Source organism: Leucobacter holotrichiae (assembly GCF_055791005.1).
The window spans coordinates 310,485-329,874 of sequence record NZ_JBVUAC010000002.1; the positions used below are offsets into that span (position 1 = coordinate 310,485).

At 69.5% G+C, this 19,390-nt stretch carries 16 protein-coding genes; 3 read left to right on the plus strand and 13 right to left on the minus strand.

Annotated features, from left to right (window positions below; translation table 11 throughout):
* Positions 1-21: 21 nt before the first annotated feature.
* The 5 genes from AC0KXF_RS05175 to AC0KXF_RS05195 form a co-directional block, all read right to left on the minus strand.
* Positions 22-738 carry an iron ABC transporter ATP-binding protein gene (locus AC0KXF_RS05175; protein WP_473108198.1) on the minus strand — a complete coding sequence of 239 codons (717 nt, stop codon included), beginning with the start codon at positions 736-738 and terminating at the stop codon, positions 22-24.
* A 104-nt stretch (positions 739-842) separates the two neighbouring features.
* Positions 843-1,874, minus strand: a complete 1,032-nt coding sequence (locus AC0KXF_RS05180) for an iron chelate uptake ABC transporter family permease subunit (protein ID WP_473108170.1) — start codon at positions 1,872-1,874, stop codon at positions 843-845.
* 2 nt (positions 1,875-1,876) lie between these two features.
* On the minus strand, positions 1,877-2,869 hold the full coding sequence (locus AC0KXF_RS05185) for an ABC transporter permease (RefSeq protein ID WP_394358282.1): 993 nt from the start codon (positions 2,867-2,869) through the stop codon (positions 1,877-1,879).
* 83 nt (positions 2,870-2,952) lie between these two features.
* Positions 2,953-3,954, minus strand: coding sequence for a siderophore ABC transporter substrate-binding protein (locus AC0KXF_RS05190; protein WP_473108171.1), 1,002 nt, complete (start codon positions 3,952-3,954; stop codon positions 2,953-2,955).
* A 308-nt stretch (positions 3,955-4,262) separates the two neighbouring features.
* Complete coding sequence (locus AC0KXF_RS05195) at positions 4,263-5,258, minus strand: hypothetical protein (protein WP_473108172.1); 996 nt, start codon at positions 5,256-5,258, stop codon at positions 4,263-4,265.
* Positions 5,259-5,986: 728 nt separating this feature from the next.
* On the opposite strand from AC0KXF_RS05195, the gene purL reads away from it, so the two are divergent.
* Positions 5,987-8,401 (plus strand): phosphoribosylformylglycinamidine synthase subunit PurL, encoded by a 2,415-nt coding sequence (gene purL, locus AC0KXF_RS05200; protein ID WP_473108173.1) that lies wholly within the window; start codon positions 5,987-5,989, stop codon positions 8,399-8,401.
* 186 nt (positions 8,402-8,587) lie between these two features.
* Positions 8,588-8,797, plus strand: coding sequence for a hypothetical protein (locus tag AC0KXF_RS05205; protein WP_473108174.1), 210 nt, complete (start codon positions 8,588-8,590; stop codon positions 8,795-8,797).
* Between the two features lie 11 nt (positions 8,798-8,808).
* On the opposite strand, the gene tmk is transcribed toward AC0KXF_RS05205, so the two are convergent.
* From tmk to AC0KXF_RS05240, 7 genes are all read right to left on the minus strand, one after another.
* Positions 8,809-9,441, minus strand: a complete 633-nt coding sequence (gene tmk, locus AC0KXF_RS05210; RefSeq protein WP_473108175.1) for a dTMP kinase — start codon at positions 9,439-9,441, stop codon at positions 8,809-8,811.
* A gap of 207 nt (positions 9,442-9,648) precedes the next feature.
* Positions 9,649-12,495 (minus strand): type I DNA topoisomerase, encoded by a 2,847-nt coding sequence (gene topA, locus AC0KXF_RS05215; protein WP_473108176.1) that lies wholly within the window; start codon positions 12,493-12,495, stop codon positions 9,649-9,651.
* Positions 12,496-12,693: 198 nt separating this feature from the next.
* Entirely contained in the window at positions 12,694-13,497 is an 804-nt protein-coding gene (locus AC0KXF_RS05220) for a M23 family metallopeptidase (protein WP_473108177.1), read from the minus strand.
* On the minus strand, positions 13,494-13,853 hold the full coding sequence (locus AC0KXF_RS05225; protein WP_473108199.1) for a TadE family type IV pilus minor pilin: 360 nt from the start codon (positions 13,851-13,853) through the stop codon (positions 13,494-13,496). The genes AC0KXF_RS05220 and AC0KXF_RS05225 overlap by 4 nt, the downstream gene beginning before the upstream one ends.
* Before the next feature lie 136 nt (positions 13,854-13,989).
* Positions 13,990-14,322, minus strand: coding sequence for a DUF4244 domain-containing protein (locus AC0KXF_RS05230; protein WP_473108178.1), 333 nt, complete (start codon positions 14,320-14,322; stop codon positions 13,990-13,992).
* A 179-nt stretch (positions 14,323-14,501) separates the two neighbouring features.
* On the minus strand, positions 14,502-15,389 hold the full coding sequence (locus AC0KXF_RS05235; RefSeq protein ID WP_473108179.1) for a type II secretion system F family protein: 888 nt from the start codon (positions 15,387-15,389) through the stop codon (positions 14,502-14,504).
* A gap of 140 nt (positions 15,390-15,529) precedes the next feature.
* Positions 15,530-16,531, minus strand: coding sequence for a CpaF family protein (locus AC0KXF_RS05240; protein WP_473108180.1), 1,002 nt, complete (start codon positions 16,529-16,531; stop codon positions 15,530-15,532).
* 257 nt (positions 16,532-16,788) lie between these two features.
* On the opposite strand from AC0KXF_RS05240, the gene acs reads away from it, so the two are divergent.
* Positions 16,789-18,783 carry an acetate--CoA ligase gene (gene acs / locus AC0KXF_RS05245; protein WP_473108181.1) on the plus strand — a complete coding sequence of 665 codons (1,995 nt, stop codon included), beginning with the start codon at positions 16,789-16,791 and terminating at the stop codon, positions 18,781-18,783.
* Positions 18,784-18,913: 130 nt separating this feature from the next.
* Here acs and AC0KXF_RS05250 read toward each other — a convergent pair whose 3' ends face one another.
* On the minus strand, positions 18,914-19,390 hold the full coding sequence (locus tag AC0KXF_RS05250; RefSeq protein WP_223044843.1) for a RidA family protein: 477 nt from the start codon (positions 19,388-19,390) through the stop codon (positions 18,914-18,916).

Sequence of the window (19,390 nt, forward strand, 5' to 3'; positions counted from 1 at the left end):
TCGGGCGAGGCCCCGGGCCCCCTACGGCCGGTAGTACACGGCGACGCGGTGCCCGCCGTGCTCCACCACGTCGACCGGCGTCTCGAACACGCGCTCGAGCACCTCGGAGGTGATGATCTCCTCCGGGGTGCCCGAGGCGACGACGCGCCCCTCGGCGAGCGCCACGATGCGGTCCGCGTAGGCCGCGGCGAAGTTCACGTCGTGGATCACCAGCACGACCGTCTTGCCGAGGGCGTCGGCGGCCGCGCGGACCTGACCCATCATGCTGACCGCGTGCCGCATGTCGAGCCCGGTCAGCGGCTCGTCGAGCAGCACGAAGTCGGTGTCCTGCGCGAGCACCATCGCCACGAAGGCGCGCTGTCGCTGGCCGCCCGAGAGCTCGTCGATGAAGCGCTCCTCGAGCCCGGCCAGGTCGAGGAACGCGATCGCCGCGTGGATCGCCCGCTGATCGGTCTCGGTGAGCCTGCCCGCGGAGTGCGGGAACCGACCGAAGGTGACGAGCTGACGCACGGTGAGGCGCGCCATGAAGTGGTTCTCCTGCTTGAGGATCGACACCACCCTGGCCAGTTGCTTCGACTTGGCGGTGCGCACGTCGAGGCCGCCGATCGAGACGCGCCCGCAGTCGGGATCGAGCAGGCGCCCGATGATGGTGAGCATCGTCGACTTGCCCGCCCCGTTCGGCCCGATGAGCGCGGTCACGCCGCCCCGCTCGAGGCTGAGGTCGACCGGCCCGAGCACGTGACGGCCGGCGTACGTCTTCTCGACACCGCGCAGTTCGATGCCGGAGGCGGCGGGATCGGACCCCGACGGGGCCTCCGCCGCGGTCTCGATGTGTGCGTCGGTCAACGCATCCCCTTTCTCAGCAGGACAATCAGGAACAGCAGGCCGCCCGCGAACTCGATGATCACCGTGACGAGGCCGGCCGCGGCGAATACATGCTTGAGCACGAACGTGGCGCCCAGCAGGGTGACGAGCGCGATGCCGATGGCGAGCGGGATGATCTCGGCGTGAGAGTCGCCTCGCGCGAACTGGTAGGCGAGCGTCGCGACGAGGAAGCCGTAGAACGTCATAGGCCCGACCATCGTCGCCGACACCGAGACCAGCACCGCGACGAGCACGAGCACGGTGACCACCTCGCGCCGGTAGTTCACTCCGAGGCCGATCGCCACGTCCCGTCCGAGCGCCACGACGTCGTAGGTGCGGCGGCGCAGCCACACGAAGACGAGGATCGCGCAGACGAGACCCGCAGCGATCGGCAGGTAGTCGGGGTTGCCCTTGCTGATGCTGCCGAAGAGCCGGGCGCTCAGCACGTCGAACTCGCTCGGCGTGAGCATGCGCTGCAGGAAGGTCGACACGGAGCCGAATCCGATCCCGAGCACCACCCCCACGAGCAGCAGCAGGTGCAGATTCGCGCGCGGCCCCGAGAACAGCCAGCCGTACAGCAGCGTCGCGAACACGACCATCAGCACGCTCTGCGCGATGATCTTCGGAATGCCCTCCATGCTCGCGGCCGCGGTGCCGAACACGAAGACGAGCACGGTCTGGGTGAGCACGTAGAGCGCGTCGAAACCGAGGATGGACGGAGTGAGGATGCGGTTCGACGTGGCGGTGTGGAACAGCACGGTCGCGAGCGCCTGGCTCACGGCGACGAAGGCGATGGTGCCGAGCGAGGTGAGGCGCGTCTGGGCGATGATCCAGAATCCCGGGCTGCCCACGGGCGCGGGGTTGCCGTAGACGAAGATCGCGACGGCGAGGGCCGCCGCGACGGCGAAGACGATCACGATCGGCAGAGCCTCCCGCCACCGGGCTCCGCGGGGCTGGGTGACGAGCGGTGGTTCGCCGGTGCTCGCCAGTCTGACGATGCTGCTCTCCACGTTCACCTTCCCCGCTGCCTCAGCAGCAGCGTGATGAAGACCGCCGAGCCGACGAGACCGAGCACCATCGACACGGGGATCTCGAACGGCATGATGATGATCCGCCCCACCAGGTCGCACAGCACCACGAGCGCGATGCCGCCGAGACACACCCACGGCAGGTTGCTGCGCACGTTGTCGCCGCGGATCATCGAGACGATGTTGGGCACCACGAGCCCCAGCAGCGGCAGGAAGCCCACGACCACCGTCGTCACTCCCGCGGCGACCGCCACGAGCGCGGTACCGCCGAGCAGGATCGCCTCGTAGCGCACGCCCACGCTCGTCGCCACGTCCTTGCCGAGGCCGGCGACCGTGATCCGATCCGCCATGAGGAACACGAGCAGCGTGACGATCGCGACCACCCACAGCACCTCGTAGCGACCGCGCACCACCGAGGTGAAGCTGCCCATGAACCAGACCCCGAGCATCTGCAGCAGGTTGGTCTGCGCCGCGATGAAGGTGGTGAGCGAGCTGACGATCGCCCCGAGCATGATGCCGATCAGGGGGACGACGAGCGTGGTGCGGATCACGATGCGGCGCAGGATCAGCATGAACAGCATCGCCCCGACGAAGGCGAAGCAGCTCGCAATCACCATCTTGCCGACCAGACCGGCGCCCGGCAGCAGCAGCGTGGTGAGCAGCAGCCCGAGCGCCGCCCACTCGGTCGTGCCCGACGTCGTGGCGTCGACGAAGCGGTTCTGGGTGAGCATCTGCATCACGAGCCCGCTCGTCGCCATCGCAGCGCCGGCCAGCACGAGCGCGATGGTGCGCGGCACGCGGGTGATCCAGAACATCTCGGACCCGAAGTCGCTGCCGGCGATGTCGTAGACGCCGACGGCGAGCGACGCCACGAGCAGTGCGAGAACGACCGCGATCGCGGCGATGAGCAGCCAGGGGCGACGCTTCGGCGGGGCGAGCTCGGGCGCGACGGGCCGAGTGCCCCCGACCACCGTCATGTCGTGGACACGCCCAGCGGGGCGCCCGTTCTCGTGAACGTGCGCCCCGCTGTCGCGACCCTCTGGGGTCATGGCCGTGCGGCTCATGCGGCGGAGAATGCCTCCTCGAGCTGGTTGAACAGCTCAGTGTACGCCTGGATGCCCTCGGTCAGGTAGAAGTTGGGGTCGAGGATCACGATCTGATCCTTCTGCACGGCGGTGACGTTCTGCAGTGCCTCCGAGCCCCTGATGAGTTCGTCCGCGGGCGCCGAGCCCGGCTCGCGGTCCTCGGGCACGAAGGAGGCATCGCGGTCGAGCGCGACGATCCAGTCGGGGTTCGAATCCGCGATGGCCTCGACGCTGATGTCGTCGCCCTGGTGATCGTCGGTCGCGCCCTCGACCTCGAGCGCCGGCTTCCAGCCGAGCTCGGGGAACACGGGGCCGAGCGAGCGGCCGACGACGGGGGCGATGTAGCCGATCTGGCCGGCCGAGGTGTTGACGGCCATGACGGTGTCGCTGCCGTTGTAGGCGTCCTTCGCACCGGCGATCGCCTCATCGAGGTCGCTGTTCAGTGCGGCCGCTTCTTCCTCGTGGTCGAAGATCTGGCCGAGGATCTCGGTCTGGCGCTTCAGCTCGCCGAACTCGTCCTCACCCTCGCGCGGAGCGATCTCGATGACCACGGCCTGCGGGTTCTGCTCCTTGATCTGGTCGTAGTAATCGCCGAAGCGGTACCCGCCGATGATGAGGTCGGGCTGCTCTGCCACGATGACCTCGAGGTTCGGCTCGCGGTGGTTGCCGACGTTGGCGACGTTCTCGTCGTCGATGTAGTCGGGCCACACCGAACCCATGACATCCTTCGGCACCGCGGCCAGCTCGATGTCCCACTCGTCGAGGGTGTCGAAGGCCGTGTTGTCGAGCGCGACGACGGTCTCGGGGTTGACCGGCACCTCGACCTCACCGTGGTTATCGGTGATGGTGACGGTGGCGGCCTTCGCCGGCTCCGACGGCTCTTCCGAGGCGGGGGCGCTCGAGGCGCAGGCGGAGAGCGCGAGCGCGGCGCCCAGGGTCAGCGCAGCTGCGGCGCTGCGGGTGATGCGGATGGACACGGTTCGGCTCCTGATGTTCGAGGTACGACGGGCGGGATGCAACGGGCACCGAGCAGCACTGTGCGCGCAGAAGAGCAGACCCTCGGCCCCAAGAGCACCGAGGCGGTGCGCGCGTCAGTGCTTCACGGCTCCCCGGCCCTCATGAGGCGCCCGGGGAGAACCCGTAGTAAGCCTATACATACGTTCATCTGATGTTCAACACGATTCGCGCCCATTTCCGGAATTGCTGATCAGAGGCCGTTTGAACGCACGAATGCCCAGCGACCCGGAGGGCGGCTGGGCATTCGTCAGGACCGCGAGCGCCGCGATCAGCCGCGGTGCTGCTGCAGCGCGGAGAAGTCGGGCTGGCCGTCGGGGCCCGCGGGGAGCGGGCGCCCGTCGGGGAACGTCGGCCACGGCAGCAACGGCTGGGACTGAGGCTGCTGCTGGGGCTCCTGCGATCCGGACGGCCTCGGGGCCTGCTGGGGCTGCTGCGCCCCCTGATGAGGAGCGACCGACTGCGCAGGACGGGGCTGCGCCGGGGCCTGCTGCACCGGGCCGGCCTGCTGCCCGCGGGGCGCCTGGGCGCTCGGCTGGGGCGCACCGATGTAGGGCGCCGGCCCTCGCGCCGCACGGGCGGCCTCTCGGGCCGCGGAGCCGTACGACCAGCGCAGCAGCAGCGTGATCGACAGCCCGAGGGCGGTCAGGATCAGCAGCGCCGTGGCGATCTTCCAGTACAGATCGGGGATGTGCAGATCGAACGCCTCGATGCCCACGGGAGCGGTGAAGAGGATGCCCGACAGCACGGCCAGCACACTCGTCACGAATGCGAAACGGGTCACCACGACGGGCAGCTTCACGCCCATGCCGAGCAGCAGCTGGCAGCAGAGGATCACGAGTCTCGTGACGAGGATCACGAACACCGACTTCCAGAAGATCTCGAGCATGAGCCCGAACGCCGCGTACGGCGTCATCCAGATCACGATGAGCAGCAGACCCAGGATGTAGGCGTTGGCGATGAGCGCCACCGGCGCATACCACTCGGATTTCTGCTCGCGACGGGTGTCGAGCGCGGTGAACAGCACGAACACGGCGAAGAGCGCGAACGTCGAGAAGACACGCTCGAACTTGCCCTCGAAATCGCCGATGAACAGCAGAGAGATCGATGCGACCGTGAGGCCGGCGAGCAGGATGATGCTGACCTTCAGGAACGTCGACAGGCCGGCGTCCTCAGACTTCGCCGCCCGCCCGGGCTTCGGAGCGCGCTCGCGCTTCTTCGCGGGCTGCTGGGGCGCCTGAGCGGGCGCGGCGGGTGCGCCGTGCACCGGAGCGGGCGCGCCGTGGACCGGGGCGGCCGGACTCGGCTCCGGAGCGGGCGCGCCCTGCGTCGGGCCTGCCGCGCTCGGTGCGGGTGGTGCCGCGCTCGGTGCGGGTGGCGCCAAGCTCGGTTCCGGTGCCGCCGCGCTCGGTTCCGGTGGTGCCGGGCGGCTCGGGTATTCAGAACCCTGGGCTTGAGCACTCGGCACCGCGGGGCCCTGCCCCGCCGGAGCAGCCGACGCGCCGGGGGTCGAAGCCGACTCCTCTGATCCGGCGCTCGGCTCCTTCTGCCACGAGAAGGGCTCCTGCAGGTCGAGTTGCGGCGCCTCCTCGCGCGCGGGGCGAGACCCCGGCTCGGGCTTCAGCCAGTGACCCGACGAGGACGCCGGCTCCGGTGTCGGCTCGGAATCCGGCGTCGACTGAGGCTCCGGCGCAGGCCCGGAACCCGACGCCGGCTCAGATTCTGGGGTCGGCTGTGAATCCGGGGTCGGCTCTGACCCGGCCGTCAGCTCGGACTCGGACTCCGGCGAATTCGGTTGAGGTGCGTTCGTGTTCGGATCGCTCATGCACCAAGTCTCGCGCGTCCGCCTGTGAAACGGCAACGGATCGCCTCGCGAGTCGCCTCCGCCATCCTGCGCGACGGAGGACTCCCGGCACGAGGAGGGATAGACTGGAGCCTGCATGTTTCGGCTCGCGGAGCCGATCCCGATCCCTCACTCACTGGAGCACATCGAGCGTGACCGACACCGCCGCCCCCACCCATGCCCCTCGCCCCGACACGGTGGCTGACGCGATCGCGACACCGGACAAGGAGCAGCCGTACGGCGCCCTCGGTCTGAAGCCCGACGAGTACGACAGGATCCGCGAGATCCTCGGCCGCCGCCCCACCTCGGGCGAGCTCGCCATGTACTCGGTGATGTGGTCCGAGCACTGCTCCTACAAGTCGTCGAAGATCTACCTGCGCCAGTTCGGCAAGAAGGTCAACGACAAGATGAAGGAGCGCCTCCTCGTCGGCATGGGCGAGAACGCCGGCGTCATCGACATCGGCGAGGGCTGGGCCGTCACCTTCAAGGTCGAGAGCCACAACCACCCCAGCTACATCGAGCCCTTCCAGGGTGCGGCGACGGGTGTGGGCGGCATCATCCGCGACATCATCTCCATGGGTGCGCGCCCGGTCGCGGTGATGGATCAGCTGCGCTTCGGCGACATCGACGACCCCGACACCGCGCGCGTCGTGCACGGCGTCGTCTCGGGCATCAGTTCGTACGCGAACTGCCTCGGTCTGCCGAACCTCGGCGGCGAGACCGTCTTCGACCGGGTCTACCAGGCCAATCCCCTCGTCAATGCCCTCGGCGTGGGCGTGCTGCGCCACGAGGACCTGCACCTCGCCAACGCCTCCGGCGCGGGCAACAAGGTCGTGCTGTTCGGCGCGCGCACGGGCGGCGACGGCATCGGCGGCGCCTCGATCCTCGCGTCCGACAGCTTCAGCGAGGGCGGGCCGACCAAGCGCCCCGCCGTGCAGGTCGGCGATCCCTTCGCCGAGAAGGTGCTCATCGAGTGCTGCCTCGAGCTGTTCCGCGGCGAGCTGGTGGAGGGCATCCAGGATCTCGGCGCTGCCGGCATCTCCTGCGCCACCTCCGAGCTCGCGGCCAACGGCGACGGCGGCATGTTCATCGAGCTCGACAGCGTGCTGCTGCGCGATCCCTCGCTCACCGCCGAGGAGATCCTCATGTCGGAGAGCCAGGAGCGCATGATGGCGGTCGTCGCGCCCGAGAAGCTCGACGCGTTCCTCGCGGTCACCGAGAAGTGGGACGTCGAGACGAGCGTGCTCGGCGAGGTCACCGACACCGGCCGCCTCGTCATCAACTGGCGCGGCGAGGAGATCGTGAACGTCGATCCCTCGACGGTGGCGGTCGACGGCCCGGTCTACGAGCGCCCCGTCGCCTACCCGGCATGGATCGACGAGCTGCAGGCCTCCGGCGTTCGCGCATCCGGGCTCGCCCGCGCAGCGTCGGGCGACGATCTGCGCGCTCAGATGCTCACCGTCGCGGCCTCCCCCAACCAGGCCGCCGTCGACTGGGTCACCAACCAGTACGACAAGTACGTGCTCGGCAACACGGCGCTCTCGTTCCCCGATGGCGCCGGTATGATCCGCGTCGACGAGGAGTCGGGCCTGGGCGTCGCGATCTCCACAGATGCGAACGGCCGCTACTGCCAGCTCGACCCCTACGTCGGCTCGCAGCTCGCGCTCGCGGAGGCCTACCGCAATGTGGCGGCCTCGGGCGCGGTGCCCACCGCCGTCACCGACTGCCTCAACTTCGGCAGCCCCGAAAACCCCGAGGTGATGTGGCAGTTCTCGCGCTCGGTCGAAGGCCTCTCGGATGCGTGCCTCGCACTCGAGGTGCCCGTCACCGGCGGCAACGTGTCCCTCTACAATCAGACCGGCGACACCCCGATCCATCCCACCCCGGTGGTTGGTGTGCTCGGCATCATCGACGACGTCGCGCGCCGCGTGCCGAGCGGCTGGCAGGATCAGGGCGAGCACCTGTACCTGCTCGGCGTGACCCGTGACGAACTCGACGGCTCGGCATGGGCCGAGGCCGTGCACCAGCACCTGGGCGGACGCCCGCCGGTCGCCGACCTCGACGCCGAGCGCGCGCTCGCCGAGCTGCTCCAGGCCGGCACCCAGGGCGGGCTGATCTCGGGTGCGGTCGACCTCTCCGAGGGCGGGCTGGCCCAGGCGCTGGCCGACGGCGCGCTCCGCTTCGGTGTGGGCGCGCGAGTGTGGATCGACGAGATCGTGTCGCGCGACGGTGTCGACGATACGGCAGCCCTGTTCTCGGAGTCGCAGGCGCGCGTGCTGGTCGCGGTGCCGCACGAGGAGGAGGTGAAGTTCCGTGGCCTGTGCGAGGGCCGCGGCTTCCCGGTACTGCGCGTGGGTGTCACTGACGGCGCGGGCGATGCCGCGGTCATCGAGGTGCAGGATCGTTTCACCCTGCCGCTCGCGGAGTTGCGCGCGGCGTCTCAGGCCACGCTGCCCGAGCGCTTCGGTGCGGTGATCGCCGCGGATCCGCGCGAGGCCGTCGCGGATGCCGCGGCGGCGCGCTTCGAGCGCTCGATGCAGGTCCCCGGTCCCGGCATCTCGGAGTAGCCTGCCGAAGCAGTGTCACGGCCCCTGCGGCGCTCGCGCCGCAGGGGCTCCTTCGTGTCTCCGCGGCGCCGCACCCTCGTCGCTCGGCCGGGCGGGTTCGTTGATTCTCGACGCCGCCCTCTCGGCGCCGGTGTAGACCTGCGGCACCATTGTAGACCTCTCGCGCGGTACGAGAGGTCTACAACGGTGCGAGAGGTCTACACCGACGGGAGGGCGGCCTCCGTCACAGAGCCCGCCGTCACCGGCCTCGACCCCCCCCCGTGGGAGGGCAGCCTCCCCGCTCTCACCGGCCGACCCGGCCGACCCGGCCCTGCGGTGATGTCCGAACTCACCGGCGGGGTCGTGAGCCTCTCGGGCGACGGGCTGCTGCGCCTCTACGAGCGGATGACGGGCTGAGCCTGCGGACGTTACAGCGCGGAGAGCAGCGGCGCCACGCGGGCGATGACGGCCTCGTTGAGCTCCTCGGCGGGCTGGTCGGCGTCGAGCACCAGGTAGCGGTCGGGGTCGGCCTCGGTGAGTTCCAGGAACCCCTGGCGAACCGCCCGGTGGAAGTCGTCGGTCTCGCCCTCGAGCCGATCGGTGCCTCCCCGCGATTCCCGCCGGGAGACCGCGACCTCGGGGTCGACATCGAGCAGCACCGTCAGCTGCGGTCGCAGCCCCTCGGAGGCCCACTCGCTGATGCGCCGCACATCGGAGACGTCGAGCACGCGGCCGGCGCCTTGGTAGGCGAGGGAGGAATCGATGTAGCGATCCTGCACCACGACGGCCCCGCGTTCGAGCGCGGGCCGCACCACCTTGGCGACATGCTGCGCACGATCGGCCGCGTAGAGCAGAGCCTCTGCGCGCGGATCGACGTCGCCGACGTCCTCTCCCCCGTGCAGCAGCAGCCGGCGTATCTCGGCGCCGAGGCGCGTGCCTCCCGGCTCTCGGGTGCGAACCACCTCGTAACCGCGCGTTTCGAGCCAGGCGCCGAGCAGCTCCGCCTGCGTGCTCTTGCCCGCGCCGTCGCCGCCCTCGAGAGTGATGAAGATTCCGCTCATGGGGTCCAGTCTCTCATCTCCGGTTACCCGCCGGTTGAGCTTCGGGGCACCCTGGCGCCGGCGTGTCCGACGCGCGGGGCCGCCCCGCCCGCACTCCATCCCCGAAAGGTCGAAAACGCATGCTCCTCAGAAGAAACACATGCGTTTTCGACCTCTCGGCGTGGGTCAGCGGGGTATCGCGGGGAGGCTACTCGCCCGCGGCCTCGGCTACTTTTCCTCCGCGGCCTTCTTCGCGGCGTTCGCCTTGCGCGTCTCCGCGGCCTTCTTGGCCGCGGCCGAGCGGGCGGGGTCGACCGCCTTCTTCGCCGTGCTCTTCTTCGCGGCGGGCTTCGTCGCGGTCTTCTTGGCGGTGGTGGACTTCGCGCTCGAGGCTGCGGTCTTCTTCGCAGCCGTCTTGCGCGCCGGAGCCTTCTTCTTCGCCGGGCCCTTGGCGCGCTTGATGGCGAGCAATTCGACGGCGCGCTCGAAGGTGATGTCTTCGACGCTGTCGCCACGAGGGATCGTGGCGTTGGTCTCACCGTCGGTGACGTACGGGCCGAAGCGGCCGTCGCGCACCTTGACCGGCTTGCCGCTGACCGGATCGGCGTCGAACTCCTTGAGGGCGCTCGACGCCTTCCGTGCGCCGTACTTCGGTTGGGAGAAGAGCTCCTGGGCACCGGCGAGGTCGATCGAGAAGATCGCATCCTCACTCGGCAGCGATCGGGTGTCGGTCCCCTTCTTCAGATAGGGACCGTAGCGGCCGTTCTGGGCCGTGATCTCGGCGCCCGATTCGGGGTCCTGGCCGACGACCCGGGGCAGGTCGAGCAGAGCGGCCGCGGTGTCGAGGTCGATGGTCGCGGGATCCATGGTCTTGAAGAGCGATGCCGTGCGCGGCTTCTGCCCCTTGGGCAGTTCCTCGCCCTCATCGGGCAGCTCCGTGACGTAGGGGCCGAAGCGGCCGTTCTTGGCGACGACTCGCTTGCCGGTCTGCGGGTGGAGGCCGACCACGCGATCCTCGGCGGGCTCGGCGTCCGCCAGCTCGTGAGCCTTCTCCGGCGTTAGCTCATCGGGGGCCATGCCGTCGGGAATATTGACGCTGCGGGGCTTCAGCACCCCGTCCTCGCCGACCTCGCACTTCTCGTCGAAGACCTCGAGGTAGGGACCGTACTTGCCGTTGCGCAGCGAGATCTGGTCGTCGATCTTGATGGTGTTGATCGCGCGGGCGTCGATCTCGCCCAGGTTGTCGACCACGCCGCGCAGACCGGGGTGATTGTCGGTGCCGAAGTAGAAGTCGCCGAGCCACTTGCCCCGCGCCTCGTCTCCGGCAGCGATGCGGTCGAGGTCGTTCTCCATCTCAGCGGTGAAGTCGTAGTCGACGAGCTCGCTGAAGTGCTCCTCGAGCAGACGCACGACCGAGAACGCGATCCAGCTCGGCACGAGCGCCTGGCCCTTCTTCGTCACATAGCCGCGATCCATGATGGTGCTGATGATCGCCGCGTACGTCGAAGGCCGACCGATGCCGAGCTCCTCGAGACGCTTCGTGAGGCTCGCCTCCGTGTAGCGGGGCGGGGGGCTCGTCTCGTGCCCCTTCGCCTCCCGGTCGGCCACGCCGAGCGCCTGGCCCTCCGCGAGCTGGGGAAGCGACACGTTCTGCTCGGCATCGCCGCGCTTCTCATCGCGTCCCTCTTCATAGGCGAGCAGGAAGCCCGGGAAGGTGATCACGGTACCGCTGGCGGTGAACTCGAGCGGGGTGGGGGCGCTTGCGCCGTCCTCTACCACGGTTGCGCCGACGGTGACGGTGTCGGTCGATCCCTTGACATCGGCCATCTGGCTCGCGACCGTGCGCTTCCAGATCAGCTCGTACAGCGCGAACTCGCCCTGCGTGAGCTTGCCCTTCAGCGAACTCGGGCGCTGGAAGGTGTCGCCCGCGGGACGGATCGCCTCGTGCGCCTCCTGCGCTCCCTTCGACTTGCCCTTGAACACGCGGGGCTTCTCGGGCACCGTCTGGGCTCCGTAGAGCTCTGCGGCCTGTTTGCGCGCAGCCTGGATCGCCTGGCTCGACAGAGTCGGCGAATCGGTACGCATATAAGTGATGTAGCCGTTCTCGTACAGCGACTGCGCGAACGACATGGTCTGGCGCGAGCTGTACCGCAGTTTGCGAGACGCCTCCTGCTGCAGCGTGGAGGTGGTGAACGGTGCGGCAGGCCGGCGGGTGTGCGGCTTCGTCTCGACCGAGATGACGGTGGCCGGTACCTCCTCGGTGAGCAGCTGCGCCAGGCGTTCGGCTCGCTGCTGCCCGAGACCGATCACACCGGCCTTCGCCGCCTTCGCCGTGAGTTCGCCGTCGTCGCCGAAGTCGCCGCCCGTCGCGAGGCGGTTCTCGCCGAGACGCACGAGTCTGGCCTCGAAGTCGGTGGTGTCCTGCGCGTCTGCGCCCGGGCGGAACGTCGCCGTCAGGCCCCAGTACTCTGCGGCGCGGAAGGTCTGCCGCTCACGCTCGCGGTCGACCACCAGGCGCGTGGCGGCGGACTGCACGCGGCCCGCCGAGAGCTTCGGGGCGACTTTGCGCCACAGCACCGGCGAGATGTCGTAGCCGTACAGACGGTCGAGGATGCGGCGGGTCTCCTGCGCATCCACGAGCGAGGTGTCGAGGTCGCGGGTGTTCTGCTTCGCCTGCTCGATCGCCTCCCGCGTGATCTCGTGGAACACCATCCGCCGCACCGGCACCTTGGGCTTCAGCACCTCGAGCAGGTGCCAGGCGATGGCTTCTCCCTCGCGGTCCTCATCAGTGGCGAGCCAGAGTTCGTCGGCTCCCTTGAGCGCACGCTTGAGCTCGGAGACCGTCTTCTTCTTGTTGTCGTTGACGACGTAGTAGGGCGCGAAGTCGTTCTCGACGTCGACGGCGAACTTGCCGAAGGGCCCCTTCTTCAGCTCGCTCGGAAGCTCCGAAGGCTCGGCGAGGTCGCGAATGTGCCCGACCGATGCGATGACCTCGTAATCGTCGCCGAGATAGGCGCCGATCGTGCGCGCCTTGGTCGGCGACTCGACGATCACGAGTTTCTTCGTACCCTCCACGGGGCTCCTTCGTTGCTTCGAACTCACAGACGGCGGGATCGCACTCCTACCGATCGCCCGCCTTGCACCGCCACGCGGTTCTGCACCGACACGATACACACTCTCGTGCAAGAAACCCTCATCGGGGTTCTCCGGCGATCCTCTATTCATATCACCGCTCATCGCCCCTCTGTGCCACTCTTCGCCCGCCACCCCTCCTCAGGGGCGTCCGAGATATTCGAACGGGTCGATGTCGGGGTACGCGTTCGAGGGCGTCGTCGAGAGCGTGAAGTGGGTGTGCGGGCCGGAGGTGCAGCCGCTCATCCCCGCGCTCGCCACGCGCTGCCCCGCTCTCACACGCGCACCGGGCGTCACCCCGAGCTGCTGGGACGAACCGGGCGCCACGTGGTTGTGAGAGCTGTAGATCACGCGCCCCTCGAACTCGTGGCGGATGAGCACGGTGTGGTTCGTCCCGCGCCACCACTCCGGACGCGCCAGGCAGGCCGCGGGCACCCCGCCTCCGTCGGGCCCCGCGCGCACGACCGTCCCCTCGTAGGGGGCGTAGAGCGCGCCGTCAGCGGTGACCGCGAGATCGATCGAGAATCCGTCGTGGAACCCCTGCGAGACGGCGCGACGGTCCGACGGCCAGGCCCAACCGTTCGCACCGACGACGCCGTCGGGCGCGCCCGATGCTCCCGGTACCCCCGGTGCCGATCCGGCACGCGCACGGGCGACAGCGCCGCCGAGCGGTGCCCCGATCCGCACCTCCACCCTCGCCTCTGCTCGCGGAGCCGATACCTCGCAGAGCGTCAACTCGCCCCGCACCTCCGCGGCCACCGTTGCCGCAAGGGCGCACGGCTCGCCCTCCGCCCAGCCGGAAACGGCGTCGGCTGCGGCGAGCGCCGCGGCGTCCGCGGCCCCCGCCGCCCGATGACCGGCTTCGAGTTGAGCGCTGGCCGCGATCACCGGCAACCCGATGCAGAGGGCCGCCGCGCCGCACGCGAGCAGAGACGGAGCACTCATGGCCCCACCCCGTGCTCACCGCTCACGGCGGCGCACGCCCGGCTCTCGATGCTGATCGCCGACAGCAGCCCTCCTCCCGGCCGCGAACCGAGCGTGACGCAGTGCAGCGGCCCGCTGCGCTCCCGGTGCACCGAGGTCTCCGATCCACTTTCCTGGAGCCTCGCCCGTGCTCTGTCCTCGTCACCCCTGGCTTCGAGCCTGGCCACCTCGGCGGCCGTCGTCACCAGGGTGATGCGCTGAGCCGCGATGAAGATCCCGCCGATGGCGAGCCCCAGCACCACGAGCACCGCCGGCATCACGATCGCGAACTCCGCGGTGACCGTGCCCCGCTCATCGCGCCCGAACGCCTCGAGGATGGCTCGAGCGGGTGCGCACCGATTCCCGCGTGGGCAGCCGGCGCGGAAGCCGAGACCACTGCGGCCACCGCGATCGCGGAGGTCCCCGCAATCGTTACGGTCCCCATCGCCACCGCGATCACCGCGGCCGCCGCGATCATCCGCCCGTGCCCAGCGCATTCTGCACCAGTTCCACGAGCATGCTGCGTATCTCATTGGATCGCATGATCGCGACGAGCAGCCCGGCGAAGGCTACCGCGGCCATGATCACAACCGCATATTCCGCGGTGATCGCGCCGCGCTCGTCCTCGAGCAGTTGTCGAACACGGGCGAGGCCGGGTCCTCGCCCGCCGGCACCTGCATCGGTGAACGGGATCGGATCCGGGGCCGGGTTCGGCGTCCGCGCCGATCTCCGTGTGTGGGGAGATGCCGAGCGGCGCTTCGCCACCCTGGTTCCGCGGTCCGAGGCGAGTTCGAGTCTGGTATTCATGGGGTCTCCCTTGGTGGTGTGTCACGGGTGTTTTCTCGGTGGTGTTCCGCTCCGGCGGTCGCCGGTCACCCCATCCTGAGGGGGCGCAGAGACCCGTTTGGAGCGAAACGGAGGATCCGTGGATAAGTCGTACGGGGCGTCGGAAACCCGCTGTTTGTGAGCGAAGTGCCTCGCCCGTCTCACACCCCCAGCATCGCTATCAGCACGGGAACGACGCCGAGCACGATGAAGGCCGGGAGCACGCACACTCCCAGCGGCACGAGCACCCGCACGCCGAGCTTCTCGGCGGCCCGCTCGAGCTCCGCGTGCGACCGCATGCGCGCGGCACCGGCCTCCTCGAGCAGGAGGGGCCGCAAGGGCGTACCGATGCCGGAGGAGACATCCAGGGTTCTCGCCAGCAACCCCGAACTCTCGAAAGCCGCGAACGGCACCCATTCGGCACCCAGCGAGTCGACGGCATCGACGGTGCGGAGCCGGGCCGTCGCGGGAGGCGCACCGCCCCCGAGGGCGATCCATACGAGTTCGAGTTCGATCCCGTCGACGCGGTCCTCACGCGCGACGCTCCGGTGCAGGCTCCGGCTCCAGGCGACTCCGGCCGCGAGCAGAACGGCACCCGATCCGAGCAGCGCCGCCCCGATCGGGCTCAGCAGCACCGGCAGCGGGTCGAATCCCAGCAGTGATCCGAGCAGCAGTGCGAGCGGCGGTAGGGACGAGACGAGTCTCACCGTCGCTCTCGGCCCCGCGAGCAGCACCTCTCGGCGCTCCCGCAAGCGCTCCAACTCTCGCAGCGCTGAGCCGATCCTGTGCAGCGCTGCGGTCAGCGGCGCCCCGCTCTGCTCGGCGAGACGCCACGCGACGGCGAGGATCCGCCACTCCGGATCAGCGCGGGCGGCGAGCACTTCCGGCGGCGACAGGCCCCCGGTGATACGACCCGCAATCCCGGCCTCGCGATCCGCGCCGGTCTCCGCGGTGGCTCGCGCCAGAGCACGGCTCGGGGCTACTCCGCCCCGCAGCATCGACGAGCAGCGCAGAGCGATCTCGGCGGCAGAAGCATTCGTCGAGGTCACCGCTTCAGCGTCGCCGACGCCCGTACCGCCACTCCGCTTCCGCGTCTGCGCGCGCAGTGATCGAAACGATCGCAGCGGCGCCGGTAGCGCCAGCAGCACCCGCCGCATCATCAGCAGCGGCTCCCATCTCCGCTCCGGGTTCACGGCCGCACCTCTTCGATTCCGAGCAGCCCGGCGCCGTCGAGCACGAGTTTGCCCACGCCTGCCACCCGGTGCCCCGTTCGCGCCCGCTCCAGTTGGATGACCCCGTGCAGCGCTGAGGCCGCCTGACGCGCGAGCGCGCGCGGCTCGAGCCCGGCGAGCGCGCCGAGCGCCTCGAGCCTGGCCGGAACATGCGTGATCCTGCTCGCGTGCAGGGTGCCCGCGCTGCCGTCATGACCCGTGTTGAGTGCGGAGAGCAGCGTCGCGACCTCGGCGCCTCTGCACTCGCCAAGCACGATCCTGTCGGGCCGCATGCGCAGCGCCTCCCGCAGCAACCGGTCGAGGGTCACCTCCCCCACCCCCTCGGCGCTCGATTGCCGAGTCTCCAGGGAGAGCGCGTGCGGGTGCCGCAGCCGCAGTTCGGCGACGTCCTCGATCACCAGGATCCGCTCCCGCGGGTCGGCAAGATCCATGAGCGCGGCCAGCACCGTGGTCTTGCCGCTCCCGGTTCCTCCCGTGACCAGCAGGTTGCGACGAGCCGCCACGGCGTCGCGGAGCGCGGCCCCCATGACCGGATCGCAGAGCCCGCCGCGCACCAGCGTGTCGAAGCTCAGGGGGGTGATCCTGGGCACCCTGATCGAGACCGCTGCCCCCTCCACCGCGACCGGCGGCAGTACCGCGTGCACTCGGATCCCGTCGCCGAGCCGCACGTCGGCGACGGGATTCAGCTCGTCGATGTGGCGCCCGCCCGCGGCGATCAGCTCGGTGGCCAGGCGCCCCACTGCGGCGGCATCCGCGTGCCAGCCGGTGACGGCCTCCAGCCTGCCGCTCCGGTCGACCCAGAGCTGTCCTCGGCCGCCGCGCACCTGCACCAGCAGATCTCTCAGCTCGGGGTCGTCGAGCAGCGGAAGAAGACCGCCGAGCGCGCGTTTCGCCGCGATCCCGAGCCCGCCGGTACGGGCGGGCGGAGCACGGAGCGCGGGTGTGGGATCAGCGGTCATGCCCCAAGAAAAGCAGCCCGCAGGCGCCGCCGCGGCCGATTCACCCCGATTGTGGACAAGTCAGTCGCATTCGCTCGAATCGCCTCGTTGTGAGCGGAATATGGGGCGGATACAGAGCAGCAGAGCGAACAGATCGCGGGAGCACGAGGGCCCCGAAACGGTATAGCCTGAAACTGCAACAATCGCGTGCATCGCGGGTGCGACCGCCAGAGTCGCTCCCGCGAGCGCAACACCGGCAACAACGGATAAGGGCGTCCATGACTGACCAGAATGGCACTATCGAAAGTCACCCGCTGCAGCAGCGCGAGGAGGTGGAGGTATACCCGCCGACACCCGAGTTCCGCGCGCAGGCGAACGTGAACGATCCGTCGACGTACTGGCGGGCGGCGGAAGACCCTGAAGCCTATTGGGCGGAACGCGCGCGGCAGCTCAAATGGACCAAGCCGTTCACCGAGACCCTCGACTGGTCGAACCCGCCGTTCGCGAAGTGGTTCGCCGACGGCGAGCTGAACGTGGCTGCGAACTGCCTGGATCGCCATGTCGCGGCGGGCCTCGGGGAACGCGTGGCGATCCACTTCGAGGGCGAACCGGGCGATACGCGCACGCTGACCTACGCCGAATTGACCTATGAGGTGAAGCGGGCAGCGAACATGCTCACGAGCCTGGGTGTCTCGGCCAGGGACCGTGTCGCGATCTACATGCCGATGATCCCCGAGACCGTGATCGCGATGCTCGCGGTGGCCCGGCTCGGGGCGGCGCACTCGGTCGTGTTCGGCGGGTTCAGCGCCGAGAGCCTGCGCGCCCGCATCGACGACGCACAGGCCGAGCTCGTCATCACCGCTGACGGGGGCTATCGGAAGGGCCGCGTCTCGGCGCTCAAGCCCACGGTCGACGACGCGCTCGCCCTCGACACCGGCACGCCGCTCTCGGTCGAGCGCGTGCTCGTGGTGCAGCGCGGCGGCAACGACGTGGCGATGCAGCAGGGACGCGACCTGTGGTGGCACGAGGAGATCACCTCGTTCGACGGTCAGCACGAGGCCAAGGGCTTCCCCGCTGAGAACCCGCTGTTCATCCTCTACACCTCCGGCACGACCGGCAGGCCGAAGGGCATCCTGCACACCTCCGCGGGCTACCTGACGCAGGTCTCGGCCACGCACCGCGACGTGTTCGATCTCAAGCCCGAGACCGATGTCTACTGGTGCACCGCCGATGTGGGCTGGATCACCGGTCACAGCTACGTCGTCTACGGTCCGCTCGCGAACGGCGCCACCCAGGTCATGTACGAGGGCACTCCCGAGACGCCCGACTGGGGTCGCTGGTGGTCGATCATCCAGAAGTACGGCGTCACGATCTTCTACACCGCCCCGACCGCGATCCGAGCCTGCATGAAGGTCGGCCGCCAGGTGCCCGAGCAGTACGATCTGTCGTCGATCCGCGTGCTCGGCAGCGTCGGGGAGCCGATCAACCCCGAGGCGTGGCGCTGGTACCGCGAGGTCATCGGCGGTGGGCAGGCCCCCATCGTCGACACCTGGTGGCAGACCGAGACCGGCGCGATCATGATCGCCCCGATGCCGGGACTCACCGGTTTGAAGCCGGGCAGCGCGCAGGTCCCGCAGCCGGGGATCACCGCCGCCGTCGTCAACGAGCAGGGCGAGCAGGTGGATCACGGCCAGGGCGGACTGCTCGTGGTGCAGCGTCCGTGGCCGTCGATGGTGCGCACCATCTGGGGGGACGATCAGCGATTCATCGACACCTACTGGTCGAAGTTCGACGGACAGTACTTCGCCGGCGACGGCGCTCGCTACGATGACGACGGCGACATCTGGCTGCTGGGCCGGGTCGACGACGTGATGAACGTCTCGGGCCACCGGCTCTCGACCGCGGAGATCGAGTCCGCGCTCGTCGAGCACCACGCGGTCGCCGAATCCGCGGTGGTCGGCGCCGACGACGAGACGACCGGGCAGGCGGTCGTAGCGTTCGTGATCCTGAAATCGCAACAGACCCTGCTCACCCCCGAAGAGGCCGAGACCGCCCTCAAGAAACACGTCGCCGAGCAGATCGGCGCCATCGCCCGCCCGAGACAGATCTTCGTGGTCACCGAACTGCCCAAGACCCGCTCGGGCAAGATCATGCGCCGCCTCCTCAAGGATGCGGCCGAGGGCAAGGAGATCGGCGACACCACCACCCTCGCCGACACCTCCGTCATGCAAACAATCTCGGCCCGGGTCCGCAGCGAGAGGGGCTCGGATTAGCGCTCGTAGGCGCACCGCCTCCGAGCGCTAATCTCGGAGCGAGTCGGCGAAGAGCCGTCGCCCACTGAGAAGACGAGGGGCGGATCCGCGCAGTGCGGATCCGCCCCTCGAGCGTTCAGGCGCGAGTCGCTCAGTCCTCGACCTTGAACACGAACTCGATCTCGACCGGAGCGTCGAGCGGCAGCACGGAGACACCCACCGCCGAACGCACGTGGATCCCGAGGTCGCCGAAGACGCGGCCGAGGAACACCGAGGCGCCGTTGGCGACGCCCGGCTGCCCGGTGAACGAGGGATCGGAGGCGACGAACGCGGTCACCTTGACGACCTGCACGATCTTGTCGAGCGAGCCGATGACGCCGCGGACGGCGGCGAGCGCGTTGAGCGCGCAGAGACGCGCGAGCTCCTCGGCCTGCTCAGGCGAGACGAGCCCCTCACCCTCGCCGACCTTGCCGGTCGCCGGCAGCCCGCCGTTCACGAAGGGCAGCTGGCCCGCCGTGTAGACGTAGTTGCCGTCGCGCAGGGCGGGGACGTAGGCGGCCACGGCCGCGGCTACCTCGGGAACCTCGAAGCCGAGATCGCTCAGGCGCTCCTCGATCACAGACGTCAT